Consider the following 15036-nt stretch of genomic DNA (forward strand, 5'->3'; position numbering starts at 1 on the left):
CCCGCGACGAAGGCCACCTTGCCCGCGAGCGGCCCGCCCGGGCCCCGGCCGTCGCCGGGGCCTCGGGTGCCGGATTCGCCGACGCTCACTTCGGCGGGAAGCGCAGCGCGCCGTCGAGCCGGATGGTCTCCCCGTTGAGGTAGTCGTTCTCGATGATCGACTGCGCCAGCTGGGCGTATTCGGTGGAACGGCCCATGCGCTTGGGGAAGGGCACCTGCGGGCCCCAGTACTGCTCGAGCTGATCGGCCGCCTTGCCGTAGGCGGGCGTGTTGACCGTGCCCGGCGCGATGGTCACCACCCGGATGCCCAGCGGCGACAGGTCGCGCGCGGCCACCAGGGTCATACCCAGCACACCGCCCTTGGCCGCGGAATACGGCAACTGCCCGATCTGGCCCTCGTAGGCGGCGATCGAGGCAGTGTTCACGATCACACCGCGGCCGCCCTCCTCGAGCGGTTCGCTCTTTGCGATCGCCGCCGCGGACAGGCGCAGGATGTTGAACACCGCGGTCAGATAGAACTCGATGGTGGTGCGGAATCCGTCCAGCGCCAGCGGCGAGCCGTCCTTGCCGACCAGCCGTCCGCCGGCGGCCGGGCCGCCGTGGGTGTCGACCGAAATGCGAAGCGGTCCAAGCGATTCCGCTTCGGCGATGGCCGCCAGAACCGAATCCTCGTCGGTGGCGTCGGTGTGCACGTAACGGATGCCGAGCTCGGTGGCCAGCTCCTTGCCCTTGTCGTCGGCGACATCGGCCACGACGACTTTCGCTCCGGCTGCGTGTAACCGCCGGACGGTCGCCTCACCCAGGCCGCCGGTGCCGCCGACCACGATCGCCGAGCTTCCACTGATCTGCATGTCGTTACCCTCTCTTGAAATCACTACTCTCTGACTGAGAGAATAATGTTCTCATGAACATCAGCATGATCCTAGACATGGCCGTCTCGGCCGAGACCGAAGCCACAGAACCGGGGCCCCGGCCGGTGATCACGGTCGGGGACCGCTCCCTGGGCGCGCAGGAACTGCGTGCCTACGCCCGGCGACTCGCCGATCGGGTCCGGGACAAACCCGCGGTGCTCTACCTGGGCTCCAGCCACCTGGCCTACCCGATCGCCCTGTTCGGCGCGGCCCTGGCCGGGGTGCCGTTCGTCCCGCTCAACTATCGCCTCGGCGAGGAGCAGCTCGCGGCGCTGCTGGCCAAACATCCTGGCGCGCTGATCCTGCGCCAGGAGGATCTGGACGCACTCGCCGAAGGTGAGCCCCCGGCCGAGGAATCCGACGCCGAGGTGCCGTGGGACGAGAACGCCGTCGCGGCGATCATCTACACCAGCGGGACCACTTCCGAGCCGAAGGCGGCACTGCTGCGCCACCGGCACCTGATGGCCTACCTGTTCAACACGATGGAATTCGGCGGCGCCGAACCCGGTCACGCATCCCTGGTGTCGGTGCCGCCGTATCACATCGCGGGACTGACGAATCTGCTGTCCAATCTGTATTCCGGTCGCCGAGTGGTGTATCTGCCCGCCTTCGACGCCGGGCGGTGGCTGGACACGGTCCGCGACGAGAAGATCACCCACGCGATGCTGGTGCCCACCATGCTCGCCCGCATCGTCGCGGCCGTCGACGGCGACGACGCGGCCACGCCCGGACTGGCCAGCCTGGCCTACGGCGGTTCGCGCACACCGCGTCCCGTGCTCGAGCGTGCGCTGAAGGTGTTCCCCGACACCGGATTCGTCAACGCCTACGGACTCACCGAAACCGCCTCCTCGGTGGCGGTCCTGGGCCCGGAGGATCACCGCGAGGCATTCGCCTCGCAGGATCCGGCCGTGCGGGACCGGCTCGGCTCGGTCGGGCGCGCACTGCCCGGTATCGAGATCGAGATCCGAAGCGAGACAGGCGATCCCGTTCCGGCAGGGGAATCCGGCCTGGTGTTCGTGCGGGGCGAGCAGATCTCGGGGGAGTACGGCGGGCGCAGCGCCCTGGACGCCGAGGGCTGGTTCCCGACCCGCGATCTGGGCCGGCTGGACGCCGAGGGCTATCTGTTCATCGAGGGCCGCGCCGATGACACCATCATCCGCGGCGGGGAGAACATCGCGCCCGCCGAGATCGAGGACGTTCTGCTGGATCATCCGGGCATCCGCGAGGCCGCGGTGGTCGGCGTGCCCGATCCGGAATGGGGTCAGCGCCTGGTGGCCGTGCTGGTCGGCGAAGGCGACCCCGAGGAGATCAAGGGATGGGTGCGCTCGCGGCTGCGCTCGTCGAAGACCCCGGACACCATCGTGTTCCGGCCCGAACTGCCCAAGACAGAAACCGGAAAACTGGTGCGCCGCACCCTGGTCGCCGAATTGGAGAACACCCATGCCTGAAGCCGTCATCGTGTCCGCGCTGCGCGCCCCGATCGGGACCGCGCGCAAAGGCACCCTGCGCGATACCAACGCATTCGACCTCGCCAACCACGTGGTGTCCGCCGTCGCCGGTGAGGTCGAGGCGAGCCGGGTCGAGGACGTCATCCTCGGCGAGGGCCGCTACGGCGGCGGTGTGATCGCCCGGCACGCGGCGATCACCGCCGGGCTGACCCCGGCCTCGGGCCTGGCGCTGAACCGGCACTGCGCGGCCGGGATGTCGGCGGTGCAGACCGCCGCCGCGGGCATCCGGGCCGGGATGAACGATCTGGTCATCGCCGGCGGCGTGAACTCCGAATCCACTGCGCCGCGGGCACGTTGGAGGGTCGGCGAGGACGAGTGGGTCGACCCGTGGGTCGCGCCCTCGCATCCGGACCGGCCCGATGCCCCGGCCATGGACATGTCGATCACCGTCGGCTGGAACGCGGCGGTCAAGGCGGGGCTGACGCGGGCGGATATGGACGAATGGGCGCTGCGCTCGCACCGCAACGCGATCGCGGCGATCGATGAGGGACGGTTCAAGGAGGAGATCGTTCCGATCCAGACCCCGCACGGGCTGTTCGAGGTGGATGAGCATCCGCGCCGGGACACCAGCCTGGAGAAACTCGGCGGGCTGAAGGTGCTGCACCCGGAGATCGAGGGCTTCAGCATCACCGCGGGCAACGCCTCGGGGTCCAACGACGGCGCCGCCGCGCTCGCGGTGGCCAGCGACAGCCTCGGGCTGCCCGCCCTTGGCATCATCCGGTCCTGGGCGTCGGTCGGCGTGGATCCGGCCGTCACCGGTCTGTCCCCGATCGAGGCGATCACGAAAGCCGTTGCCAAGGCGCGTATTTCGTTGTCGGAGGTGAAGCTGTTCGAGATCAACGAGGCGTTCGCCTCGGTGCCGGTCGCGGCGATCCGCGCGCTGGACCTGGATCCGGACACGGTGAACTTCAGTGGCAGCGGCTGCTCGCTGGGGCATCCGGTGGCCGCCTCGGGCGCTCGGATGATCGTCACGCTGGTGCACGAATTGCGCCGCCGCGGTGGCGGATTCGGCATCGCCGCGATGTGCGCGGGCGGCGGTATGGGTTCGGCGACGGTGATCGAGGTACCCGCGCCGTGAGGGCGCGGCGGTAGCGTATGCAGACGGTTGCCGAGTTGATCGATGCGGCCCGCACGGGATCGGTGCGGGCCGCGGGGCGGCTGCTGAGTCTGGTCGAAAGCGACCGGCGGGCAGAGGTTCTCGCGCATCTGGGGGAGTGCGCGCCGGTGCGGGTGGTGGGGGTGACCGGTCCGCCCGGCGCCGGCAAGTCGACCACGATCGCCGCGCTGGTCGCGACCTATCGCGAGCGCGGGTTGCGGGTCGCGGTGCTCGCCGTGGATCCCTCCTCGCCGTACAGCGGCGGCGCGCTGCTGGGGGATCGGATTCGCATGGCGCAGCACATCGACGATCCGGGTGTGCTGATCCGTTCGGTGGCGACCCGAGGGCATCTGGGCGGGCTGGCCGCGGCGGTGCCCGCGGCCATCGCGCTGCTGGGCGCGCTGGGGTACGGGCTGATCCTGCTGGAGACGGTCGGGGTCGGGCAGTCCGAGATCGAGATCGCCGCGGTCGCCGATCCGACCCTGGTGATCCTGAATCCCGGTGCGGGAGACGCGGTTCAGGCCGCCAAGGCCGGGCTGCTCGAGGTCGCGGACATCCTCGTGGTGAACAAGGCCGACCGCGACGGCGCGAAGCAGACCGTGCGCGATCTGCGTCAGGAGGTCTCGGTGCCGATCCTCACCGCGGTCGCGGCGCGGAACACCGGCATCGCGGAGCTGGCCGAGGCGATCGACGCCCATCATCGCGCGGATACCGGCGAACGTCGCAGTGCCCGCGCGCGGGCACAGATCCTGTCGCTAGCGCAGAGCCGGTTGCGCGGTGATGCGGCACTGGATCGGCTTGCGGCCGAGGTCGCGGCTGGTACGTGCGATGTGTATTCCGCTGCGGATCGCCTGCTCGCTCCCCGAGACCGTCCGGATGTTCACACCAACGGAAATGACGTATACATTAAATGAGAACTATATTTCCATCCGTGCGGTCGAACAGGTGATCCACAGGCCCGCGGCGCGGATGAACGACAGACGGAGGACGGCACATGGCCAAGGCGCTCGCGCCCGAAGCATCCAACTGGCCCGCGGACAATCCACAGCTCATCGGCGCCCAGTGCGGTGCGTGCAGTGCGGTGACGTGGCCCAAGCAGGGTCGCTGCCCGCGATGCAGCGGACCGGACATGTCCGAGGTGCCGCTGCCCACCCGCGGCACGCTGATCGCTTGGACGACACAGGGATTCGTCCCGAAACTGCCCTATGCGGGCAAGGAGACCGCCGACACCTTCGAGCCGTTCGGCGTCGGCCTGGTGCAACTGGGTGATCTGGTTCGTGTGGAATCCCGGCTGACCACGGCGGATCCGGACGCATTGAAGCCCGGTATGGAGCTCGAACTGACCTTCGTCCCGCTCTACGTCGACGAGAGCGGCGAAGAGGTCGTGACCATCGCATTCCAACCGGCCTGAAGGAGCCTGACATGAACGACGTTGCCATCATCGGCGTCGGCCTGCACCCGTTCGGCCGGTTCGCCAAGTCGGCCATCGAAATGGGGGCCGACGCGATCCAGCTCGCACTCACCGACGCGGGCGCCGAATGGAAGGACATCCAATTCGGCTTCGGCGGAAGTTACGAGGTGAGCAATCCGGACGCGGTCACCCGCCTGGTCGGGCTGACCGGTATTCCGTTCACCAATGTGTTCAATGCCTGTGCCACAGCGGCGAGTTCGATCGAGCAGACCGCCGAGGCGATCCGGTCGGGACGCTACGACATCGGCATCGCGGTCGGCATGGACAAACATCCGCGCGGCGCCTTCACCGATGATCCGGCCAAGCTCGGACTGCCGGGCTGGTACGCGGAGAACGGGCAGTTCGTCACCACCCAGTTCTTCGGTATCAAGGCCAATCGGTACATCCAGGATCACGGCATCTCGCAGCGCACCCTGGCCAAGATCGCCGCGAAGAACTTCCGCAACGGCGCGTTGAATCCGAATGCCTTCCGGCGCAAGCCGATCCCGGAGGACGAGATTCTGAACTCGACGATGCTGAACTACCCGCTCACCCAGTACATGTTCTGCGCGCCCGACGAGGGCGCGGCCGCGGTGATCATGTGCCGTGGTGATCTGGCGCAGAAGTACACCTCGAACCCGGTCTACTTGCGCTCCACCGCGATTCGTACGCGACGTTACGGCGCGTACGAGGTGCACAGCACCTGGGCGGCCGTCGATGAGGACGTCGCGCCGACGGTCTACGCCTCCCGGGCGGCCTTCGAAGCCGCCGGCATCGGTCCCGAGGACGTGGACGTCGTCCAGTTGCAGGACACCGACGCAGGTGCGGAGCTGATCCATATGGCGGAGAACGGATTCTGCGCCGACGGCGATCAGGAGAAGCTCCTGGCCGAGGGGGCGACGGAGATCGGTGGCCGTCTGCCGATCAACACCGACGGCGGTCTCATCGCCAACGGCGAACCGATCGGAGCCTCCGGCATCCGCCAGGTCTACGAACTGGTCCAGCAACTGCGCGGCACAGCGGGCGACCGCCAGGTCCCCGGCAACCCCCGCGTCGGCTACGCCCAGGTCTACGGCGCTCCCGGCACGGCCGCCGCCACGGTCCTGAGCCTGTAGTCTCGTTCGAACCGCCCGAGTGGGGAGCGACACGTCGCTCCCCACTCGGGCGTCTTTCCCGGAAACGGTTCTGTCCCAGCGGGACGCCCCTAGCGCTGCTCGAGCCGGGCAGTCAAACCTTCGAGGAGTAAGGCTGTGCCGCCGCGGAATTCGTCGTCGGGGGACATGGTGCTCGCTTGGGCGGCGGTTTCGGCGAGCAGGGGGAATTCTTCGGCGGGGGCCTGGGCCAGGCGGGCGGTTCCGGGGCCGATGAGCGAGGCGTAGTGCGCGTTCTGGAGGTAGCCGAGCAGGAAGCCGACGATCGTGCGCTGGGCGATGACTCGCTCGGAACCGGTGAATCCGGCCTCGGTCAGCACGGTGAGCATGGCCTCGATCCAGCGCAGGCTCGCGGGTGCGGACTGGCGGTGACGCAGGGTCAGGGGGATCGCGGCCGGATGTGCCGAGGCGGCCGCGCGGAGGCGGTCGAGCAGGGTTTCGACGCGCTCGCGCCAGTCCGCGTCCGGCGGCAGCGAGACGTCGACGGGGTCCAGAATGCGGTTGGCGACAAGGATTTCGAGCTCGTCGCGGTCCGAGACGTAGCGATACAGCGCCATCGTCGCCATCCGCAGCTCCTGGGCCACCGCCCGCATGGTCAGCGCGGGCAGACCGGCACGATCGATCACCGCCAGGGCGGCGGTGGCGAGATCGTCGGTCGTCAGTGAGCGGGGACGGGGCACGGATTGACAGCGTACGGGATACGCGCATACTGGACGTAGGCGTATCACGTACGCCTACGAAGGGAGTTGCCATGCCGCTGTCGTCATCGGTGCCCGCCCGGACACTGACAACCATTGCCGGGACCGAGGTTTCCGTCCCCGATCCGGACCGCTTGGTCCATCTGCAGTTCCGCCGGTTCGCCGGATGTCCGGTGTGCAGTCTGCATCTGCGCTCGATCGTGCTGCGCCGCGACGAGATCGCCGCCGCCGGGATACACGAGGTGGTGGTATTCCATTCCGGTGCAGCGGAATTGCGCGAACAGACCGCCGGGATTCCGCTCGATCTGATCGCCGATCGCTCGCGCGCTGTATCGCGAGTTCGGGGTCGAGTCCGGCTATCGAGCCCTGCTCGATCCTCGCGGCTGGCCCGCGATCGCGCGCGGCGTCGTTCGCGAGCTGCGGGCGATACGTCGCCACGAGAAGCCGCCGCCACCGTCACATCCCGAAGGCGGCCGAATCGGCCTGCCAGCCGATTTCCTGATCGCACCCGATGGCGCAGTGCTCGCGGCGAAGCGCGGAGTGCACATCGACGATCAGTGGTCGGTGGACGAACTTCTGGCCCATGCCGGCCGTGCGACACGAGCAGGACGGTGACGCCGCGGTTGCCGCCTCCTGGAATCCGCTGCGGTACATGGTCGTTCGGAGGGGCGGTGGCCTATTCGAGTAGCGTGTCGCGCAAGCGCTCGAGGTCGGCGGGGCCGAAATTCAAACCGTCGGTGAGGAATCGGTCGAACGTCTCGTAGGTGGACTCGACGGCGGTGAAGGCCGAGTCGATGTAGGAGGGGTCCTGGTAGAGGAGTTCGCGCATGGCGGCGGGGTCCTCGACCTCACCGGATTCGGCGGCTCGGGTGAGCCATGCCTGGTAGGAGGGCCAGACGTAGTTGTTGGTGGCGAGGTAGTCGGCCATGACCTCATCGCGTGGGACGCCGAGGGCGGTCAGCACGATCGCGGCCATCCAGCCGGTGCGGTCCTTACCCGCGCTGCAATGGAACATCAGTGGGTCCCGATTCGGATCGGCGATCAGGTGCAGGGTGCGGGAGAAGGCGGCACGATAGTCCGGCTCGGTGACGAACTGCCGATTGATCGAGCGCATGATCTCCGCGGCCCGGCCGCCGCCGAGATCCGGTTTGGCATCGGCCGCGTCGACGGCGACCGCGCCCAGCGTCGCGCCGATGTTCCCGCCGGCGATCGGCAGTTCGAACCGTTCGACGCCGGGTGGCAGGCGATCCGGGCCCGCCCCGGTGATCTCCCGCTGACTGCGGAAATCGATCACGGTGCGCAGGCCGAGCCCGGCCAGGACGTCCACGTCGCCGTCGGTGAGTTTGTGCAGCGCGTCGGCGCGGAACAGTCGTCCGGCGGCCAGCGTCCGGCCCTCGGCGGTGACGAATCCGCCGAGATCCCGGACGTTGACCGCGCCCTGCAGTTCGATCAGGCTCATACCGTCACGTTAGCCGGGTCGGGTCGCCCGCGCCGACCGACTTCCGTTCAGCGGCCGGTCCCGCGAAAACCCGGTCACCCGTGCGGGGCTCGTGTCCGTGACCAGTCGGTTCATGATGCCGGTCGGGGTCCGGTGGAAGCGATCAGAGCGGCCACGGCATCCGCTGCCAAGGTGGGGCCGTCGGTGAGTTCGACGATGACGCGGTTCAGGGCCGGGCTGTGCAGCGCCGCATCGATGAACGCGGCCACGCCGTCCCGGTGGACGTCGCCGTATTCGATCGCGAGACCGGCTGTGACGCAACCATTTCCGGGTTCGTCGCGCAGGGTTCCCGGGCGCACGATGAGCCAGTCCAGATCGGTGTGGGTGAGGTACACGTCGGCGGTCTTCTTCACCCGCATGTAGTGCTCGAAGCCCTCGCTGAGCGTCCTGCCGCGCCCGGCGTCGGGAAAAACCGAGACCAGGACGAATCGCGATACCCCGGCGCGGCGGGCGGCCTCGGCGGCCTTCTCCAGTCCGGTGCCGTCGATCGCGGTGGTCTGGTCCTGGCCGGTGCCGTGCGCGCCCGCGGAGAACACCACCGCATCGTGCCCGCGGAACTTCTCGGCGAGTTCGTCGACGCCGTCGGCGATCAGATCGCCGGTGAGCGGGGTCGCGCCCGTCGCGGCGATCACGTCGGCCTGTTCGGGACGGCGATGCATACCGGTCACCTGGTCGCCGCGCGCGTGCAGCAGTGCGGCCAGGGGCCGCCCTACACCCCCGGCGGCGCCGATCTGGAACACCTTCATCGCTATGCCCTCCTCGTCCGAATGGTGCGCGAGTACCGCCGATTCGATCTTCAGGCTAGTCGCCGCGCACCCGCGGCCGGACACCCCGGCCAGCGCACAGCGGCGATGTCCGCACTTGCGCTCGTACCCGCCGGTGCTGCGGTCGCTCGCGGCAGTGACTCGCAACCGGAGACGGAAATGATTGTCCGCCTGCCACATTCGCCGCTGCTCGTCCCACCGGGCGACGCCACGGCCGGTACGCCGACGGTCGGGTCGATCCGAGCAGCCGGCCCGGGGCGGTGCGCGGATATCGGCAGCGCACCCGGCGACCGGATCCGAACGATTACCGGACAACCCGCACACCCGATCGGCCGAATGGCCGTATCGGCTCACGATACGGCCGGTAGGCTCGGGGCGAGTCCTGCTCGAGAGGAATAGACATGGATACTCGCACCGTCGCACGGCAGTGCAGCCTCTGCGAGGCGCACTGCGGGATCCTGGTCACCGTCGAGGGCGACCGCGTTTCCCGGATCGAGGGCAATCCGGACGACGTCCTGTCCCACGGGTATATCTGCCCCAAGGCGACGGCCATGGGCGGGCTGCATCATGATCCGGACCGCCTGCGCACGCCGGTGCGGCGGGTCGGCGATCGATTCGAGCCGATCGGCTGGGACGAGGCGTTCGCCGAGATCGGTCGGCGGCTGCGCTCGATCCGCCGCGCGCACGGGGCGAGCGCGATCGGGATGTATCTGGGAAACCCTGCGGCACACAGTACTTCGGGGCTGTACGGGATTCTGCTGCGGATCGCGCTGATGACGCGGAACTTCTATTCCGCGTCATCGATCGACCAGTTCCCCCAGGAGTTCGCGGCCTGGCGGATGTTCGGCTCCAATGTGCTCATGCCGGTCGCCGATATCGACCGCACCGATCGGGTGGTGATCCTGGGCGCGAATCCGGCGGTGTCCAACGGATCGGTCACCACCATGCCCAACGCCCGGCAGCGCATCAAGGATGTGCGGCAGCGCGGCGGGAAGGTGGTGGTGATAGATCCGCGACGCACCGAGACGGCGCGGCTGGCCGATGAGCACGTGGCGGTGGTTCCGGGCGGGGACGTGTACCTGCTGCTGGGCATGCTGCACGTGCTGATCGCGGAGAACCTCTGTGACACCGACGCCGTGCGCGCGCGGTGTACCGGCTGGGACGAACTGAGCACCCTTGCGGCGCACTGTGATCCGGACACTGTCGCATCGCGTGCGGGCGTCGACGCGGACATGATCCGCCGGCTGGCCCGCGAGCACGCCGCCGCGCCTTCCGCGCTGATCTACGCGCGAATCGGGGTGTGCCAGCAGGTGACCGGCACGCTCACGCACTGGCTGGTGAACACGATCAACGCGGTGACCGGGAATCTGGACCGGCCCGGCGGGCAGATGTTCGCGACCCCACCCGCAGATGCGGCTCCGTACGCGAAATGCCTGCGGGTGAAGCACGGCGCGTGGACCGATCGCTCGGGCCGGTACAAGTCGTTCCGCACCGAACTGCCGGTCGCGGCGCTGGCCGAGGAGATCCTCACCGAGGGCGACGGGCAGATCCGGGCGATGATCACCTACGCCGGGAATCCGGTGCTGTCCACGCCACAGCGCGGAATGCTGGGTGAGGCGCTGGATTCGCTGGATTTCTATGTGGCCGTTGACATGTACGTCACCGAGACCACCCGGCACGCGGACATCATCCTGCCGCCGGTCTCGCCGCTCGAGCGATCCGATGTGAATCTGCTGTTCCCGGTGTTCAGTGTGCGCAACAACCTGCGGTACGACGCCGCGGTCTTCGAACCTCCGGCCGGGGGCATGGAGGACTGGGAGATCATGGCGCGGATGATCACCGAGGTGCTGCCGCTACCCGCGCGACGGTTCACCGCGCCGGTCGTGGACCGAATGTTCGCCCGGCTCAACCCGATTCGCCTCGCCGCGGCCGCGATCGCCGTGGGCCCGTACGGCGTGCTGCGGCGGGGACGCAAGGGACTCACGGTCGCCAAGGTGCGCGCGATGCCCGGCGGGGCGGACCTGGGACCGTTGCGTCCGCGCCTGGAATCGATCATCGCCACGCGGGATCGGCGGGTGCACCTCGCCCCGCCGGATTTCCTCACCGCGGCTCGCGCCCTGCTGGAAGGCGATCGGGACGCCGCGGCGGACGGTTACGATCTGCGCCTGATCGGACGACGTCACCTGCGCAGCAACAACTCCTGGCTGCACAACGTCCCGGCGATGGTGAAGGGCCGTGACCGTTGCACCGCGCTGATGCATCCCGTCGACGCCGCCGAACGCGGGCTCACCCATGGCGAACAGGTGGCCGTCACCTCACGCACCGGCTCGATCGTGGTGACGCTCGAGGTCAGCGACGAGATCCGCCGGGGAGCGGTCGCGGTTCCGCACGGTTGGGGTCACCGCGAACCCGGTGTCGGCTGGCGGCTGGCGGCGTCGCTGCCGGGATCGAATGTGAATCTGCTGCACGATCCGGCACTCGTCGATCCGATCTCCGGCACCGCGGCGGTGAACAACACCTGGGTCAGTATCACCAGCGCACCCGCCGGGCAGAATGAAACGTTCACCGTCGCCGAGGACGTCCCGACCCCGACCGCTTGAAGATTCCGCACGAGTCGATCGGTTCCGACGTCGAGAGCGAGAGCACGCCGACGGCGAGAAGCGGCGTGCTGGGCCCGCAGTCGGCGATGGCTATTTCATCAGCGCCGCAACAGCTTTAGCGGCGCTCTGGGCCGCGCTCTCAAACGGAACAGGTGCTCGTATCCGGTGGCCACGACGTGCTGGCCGTTGTCGGGCAGGTCGTCGACCTCGGGAACGCACAGCGCCTGGGTGCGCCCGCCGAGCCGGGCTCGTCGCTCGAGCAGTGTCACCCGATGTCCGGCCTCGGCGAGCCACACCGTGGAGGCCGGCCCGGCCAGCCCGCCGCCCACGACCACGTTTGATGTTTCACTGCTGCGACCGGGTATGTCGGCGATGACCAATCTCGCTGGTGCGGGATGATGAATCCGCGCAGACGGCGCATCGCGATCCCCGCCCGGCGCCTCGGCACGTCCGAGGACACGCTGATGGCGGAGATCGGGATCGTGGCCGGTAGCCTGAGCGACCATGGCACGGGATGAACGTGGTGTGACCGCACAGAGTGAGGACTTCGCCGCCTGGTACAACGAGGTGGTCTTCAAGGCAGGTCTCGTGGATCGAGGCCCGGCGAAGGGCACCATGGTCATCCGACCGTATGGCTACCGGTTGTGGGAGCAGCTACAGGGCGAGCTGGACCGGCGGATCAAGGACACCGGTCACGAGAATGCCTATTTCCCCCTGTTGATTCCGCAGAGTTACCTCAGTCGCGAGGCCGAACATGTCGAGGGGTTCTCCCCGGAGCTGGCGATCGTCACGCACGCGGGCGGCAAGGAACTCGAGGAGCCACTGGTGGTGCGGCCGACCTCGGAGACCATCATCGGCGAGATGATGGCCAAGTGGATCGGCTCGCACCGGGATCTGCCGCTGCTGCTGAACCAGTGGTCCAATGTGGTGCGGTGGGAGATGCGGCCGCGAATGTTCCTGCGCACCACCGAATTCCTGTGGCAGGAGGGCCACACCGCGCATCTGGATCGCGAGGACGCGCTGCGTGAGACCATGCTCGCACTCGACATCTATCACGAGGTCGCCCGGGATCTGGCCGCGATGCCGGTGGTGCCCGGGGAGAAGACGCCGGGGGAGCGGTTCGCCGGTGCGGTCGCGACATACACCATCGAGGGAATGATGCGCGACGGCCGCGCCCTGCAGGCCGGAACGTCGCATTACATGGGCACGAACTTCGCCACCGCGTTCGGCATCCGCTACACCGGCGAACAGGGGCGAGAAGAGCTCTGCCACACCACATCCTGGGGGATGAGCACCCGCATGGTCGGCGGCATCGTGATGACGCACGGCGACGACAAGGGGTTGGTGTTCCCGCCGCGTCTCGCGCCGTACCAGGTGGTGATCGTCCCGATCAGCCGGGGCGGGGACGCCGAGGTCGGCGAGGCCGCCGAACGGCTGGCCGGTGCGCTGCGCGAGGCGGGCGTGCGCGTCCACGTCGACGCCCGCCCGCAGCTCACCCCGGGATTCAAGTACAACGAGTGGGAGATGCGCGGTGTGCCGATCCGCCTCGAACTCGGCCCGCGCGATCTGGCGAACGGCACCGCGATGATGGTGAAACGTCTTGGCGGAGAAGGGAAACAGCCGGTTCCCCTGGATGTCCTGCCTCGGGAGCTGCCTGCGATCCTCGAGGAATTCCAGTCCTATCTGCTGGCCCGCGCCACCGCATTCCGCGACGAGCACACCCGAATGGTCGACGCCTGGGAGGAATTCACCGACGCGGTCTCCACCGGCTGGGCGGTGGCGCTGCACTGCGGCACTCGTGACTGCGAGGAGCAGATCAAATCCGTCACCGCCGCCACCCCGCGCTGCATCCCGGCCGACGGCGAACCCGCGACCGGCAACTGCGTGCGTTGCGATGCGCCGTCGGCGTACGGGAAACGGGTCATCTTCGGCCGGGCATACTGATTCGTGCCCGGCCCCGCGTATCGGGGCCGGGCAGCTGTCCGCGAAGAAGAAGGTCCTGATCTGCGAGACAATATGCAGGGCAAGCGATCTGTGCTGCCTCGGCGAAATGGATCGCCGGTTGGTCGCATCCGAGGTGGATGACGGTTCATGCCGAAAGCCGGATGAATTCATCCACGTCGGTCGGTTCACGAGGCGGCGCAGCGGATTCCGCGATTCGGACCACATCGGCGAGACCGGATCGCCGATGATCGTCACCGATCGGCAGGTGCGGCTCGATCGATCGCGGAGCGCGGTGTGCTCGGTCGTACGTGTCGATGCGGGACCTGTGCGGCGTCGGGCGAGGCGGGGAGTGCAGCGGTGAGCGCGGAAGGATCGATCAGCCCGGCGCCTATGCGGCCGCCGTTACCGGCGCGTGCGCCGTGCGCACCATGTGGTGCATGACCCGCGTGGCGGACAGTCCACAATCGGGATTCAGCTGCGCGGCAAGCGAATTCAGGCCGACCTTTCCTAGCCGATCGAGGCGGTCGCGGAGGTGGCGATCATCTCGCGCAACCAGTGGTGGGCCGGGTCGGTGTCGACGCGGGCGTGCCAGGACAGCACGGCGCGGATCAAGGGGAGAGGGAAGGGGAGCGGGTGGACGGACAGGCCGGGGTGTGCGGCGCGGCGGGCGAACGAGGCCGGGGCGACCGTGGCGAGGTCGCCGGCGGCGACCGCGCGCAGCGCGACGTCGATCGTGGGGACGGAAAGCACTACGCGCCTGGATAATTGATGTTTCTCCAGAATGTCGTCGATCGGGTCGCGCAATCGGCCGCGCCGGGACACCACGACGTGATCGATCGCCGCGAATTCCGCGAGGGTGGCGGGTGTGCCGGTGTCGCTACGGATCAGGGCGAGGTGGTCGGTGGCGACGACTCGGGCGCGCAGATCCGGTTCGTCGGGTTCGTCGGCGGTGAGGCGCGCGTCGATTCGGCCCTCCCGCAATTCGTCCGAGGTGCCGCCGGATTCGCCGAGGATCCGTATCCGGACGCCGGGTGCGTCCCGGCGGATGCGGGTGAGCAGGTCCGCGGCCATCGCATTGGCCAGCACGTCGTTGCACTGGACGGTGAACGTGCGCTGGACCGTCGCGGCATCGAAATCCGTTGGCGGGGTGAGGATCGCGTGCGCCTGCTCGACGAGAGTGCGCAACTCGTCGCGGATCTGCTCGGCATAGGGCGTCGGGAGCATGGACCGGCCAGAGCGGACCAGGATCGGATCGCCGGTCACGCGACGCAGCCGGGCGAGCGTGCGGCTCATGGCGGGTTGGGACAGATGCATGCGATCCGCCGCCGCGCCGACGCTCCGCTCGGCCAGTAGGACGTCCAGCGCGGTGAGCAGGTTCAGATCAACATGCATGCCACGCATGGTAAGTATAAGAAGC

General features: G+C 68.5%; 12 protein-coding genes and 2 pseudogenes. 8 read left to right on the plus strand and 6 right to left on the minus strand.

The window, feature by feature from the left end; translation table 11 throughout:
- Positions 1-85: 85 nt before the first annotated feature.
- On the minus strand, positions 86-850 hold the full coding sequence (locus NM2_RS25645; RefSeq protein WP_067673682.1) for an SDR family NAD(P)-dependent oxidoreductase: 765 nt from the start codon (positions 848-850) through the stop codon (positions 86-88).
- A 53-nt stretch (positions 851-903) separates the two neighbouring features.
- Here NM2_RS25645 and NM2_RS25650 point away from each other — a divergent pair, with 53 nt between their 5' ends.
- The 5 genes from NM2_RS25650 to NM2_RS25670 all read left to right on the plus strand — a co-directional run bounded on the left by NM2_RS25650 (position 904) and on the right by NM2_RS25670 (position 6079).
- Positions 904-2358, plus strand: coding sequence for a class I adenylate-forming enzyme family protein (locus tag NM2_RS25650; RefSeq protein ID WP_067673684.1), 1455 nt, complete (start codon positions 904-906; stop codon positions 2356-2358).
- Positions 2351-3496, plus strand: a complete 1146-nt coding sequence (locus NM2_RS25655; RefSeq protein WP_067673686.1) for a thiolase family protein — start codon at positions 2351-2353, stop codon at positions 3494-3496. Before NM2_RS25650 ends, NM2_RS25655 begins: the two co-directional genes overlap by 8 nt.
- Positions 3497-3513: 17 nt before the next feature.
- Entirely contained in the window at positions 3514-4428 is a 915-nt protein-coding gene (meaB, locus tag NM2_RS25660) for a methylmalonyl Co-A mutase-associated GTPase MeaB (RefSeq protein WP_067673688.1), read from the plus strand.
- 80 nt (positions 4429-4508) lie between these two features.
- A complete protein-coding gene (locus NM2_RS25665) occupies positions 4509-4925 on the plus strand; it encodes a Zn-ribbon domain-containing OB-fold protein (protein ID WP_067673690.1) in 417 nt (138 codons plus the stop codon).
- 11 nt (positions 4926-4936) lie between these two features.
- On the plus strand, positions 4937-6079 hold the full coding sequence (locus tag NM2_RS25670; protein ID WP_067673692.1) for a thiolase family protein: 1143 nt from the start codon (positions 4937-4939) through the stop codon (positions 6077-6079).
- An 89-nt stretch (positions 6080-6168) separates the two neighbouring features.
- On the opposite strand, the gene NM2_RS25675 is transcribed toward NM2_RS25670, so the two are convergent.
- Positions 6169-6795, minus strand: coding sequence for a TetR/AcrR family transcriptional regulator (locus tag NM2_RS25675; RefSeq protein ID WP_067673695.1), 627 nt, complete (start codon positions 6793-6795; stop codon positions 6169-6171).
- Positions 6796-6866: 71 nt separating this feature from the next.
- Between NM2_RS25675 and NM2_RS51865 the strand changes: the two are divergent.
- Positions 6867-7428, plus strand: a pseudogene (locus tag NM2_RS51865) (peroxiredoxin-like family protein).
- Positions 7429-7489: 61 nt separating this feature from the next.
- Here the strand turns inward: NM2_RS51865 and NM2_RS25690 are convergent.
- Positions 7490-8272, minus strand: coding sequence for a tyrosine-protein phosphatase (locus NM2_RS25690; protein WP_067673707.1), 783 nt, complete (start codon positions 8270-8272; stop codon positions 7490-7492).
- A gap of 110 nt (positions 8273-8382) precedes the next feature.
- Complete coding sequence (locus NM2_RS25695; protein ID WP_245718218.1) at positions 8383-9222, minus strand: SDR family oxidoreductase; 840 nt, start codon at positions 9220-9222, stop codon at positions 8383-8385.
- A 254-nt stretch (positions 9223-9476) separates the two neighbouring features.
- Here NM2_RS25695 and NM2_RS25700 point away from each other — a divergent pair, with 254 nt between their 5' ends.
- Positions 9477-11675 (plus strand): molybdopterin-dependent oxidoreductase, encoded by a 2199-nt coding sequence (locus NM2_RS25700; RefSeq protein ID WP_067673709.1) that lies wholly within the window; start codon positions 9477-9479, stop codon positions 11673-11675.
- A gap of 143 nt (positions 11676-11818) precedes the next feature.
- On the opposite strand, the pseudogene NM2_RS51870 reads toward NM2_RS25700, so the two are convergent.
- A pseudogene (locus NM2_RS51870) lies at positions 11819-12010 on the minus strand (FAD-dependent oxidoreductase); the annotation flags it as partial.
- A 169-nt stretch (positions 12011-12179) separates the two neighbouring features.
- Between NM2_RS51870 and proS the strand changes: the two are divergent.
- Positions 12180-13619: a proline--tRNA ligase gene (gene proS / locus NM2_RS25710; RefSeq protein WP_067673713.1), complete on the plus strand. Its 1440-nt coding sequence runs from the start codon at positions 12180-12182 to the stop codon at positions 13617-13619.
- Between the two features lie 507 nt (positions 13620-14126).
- On the opposite strand, the gene NM2_RS25720 is transcribed toward proS, so the two are convergent.
- Positions 14127-15011 carry a LysR family transcriptional regulator gene (locus NM2_RS25720; RefSeq protein ID WP_067673717.1) on the minus strand — a complete coding sequence of 295 codons (885 nt, stop codon included), beginning with the start codon at positions 15009-15011 and terminating at the stop codon, positions 14127-14129.
- Between the last annotated feature and the right edge of the window lie 25 nt (positions 15012-15036).

It is taken from the genome of Nocardia miyunensis NBRC 108239 (assembly GCF_001613065.1).
GTDB classification, from domain to species: domain Bacteria; phylum Actinomycetota; class Actinomycetes; order Mycobacteriales; family Mycobacteriaceae; genus Nocardia; species Nocardia miyunensis.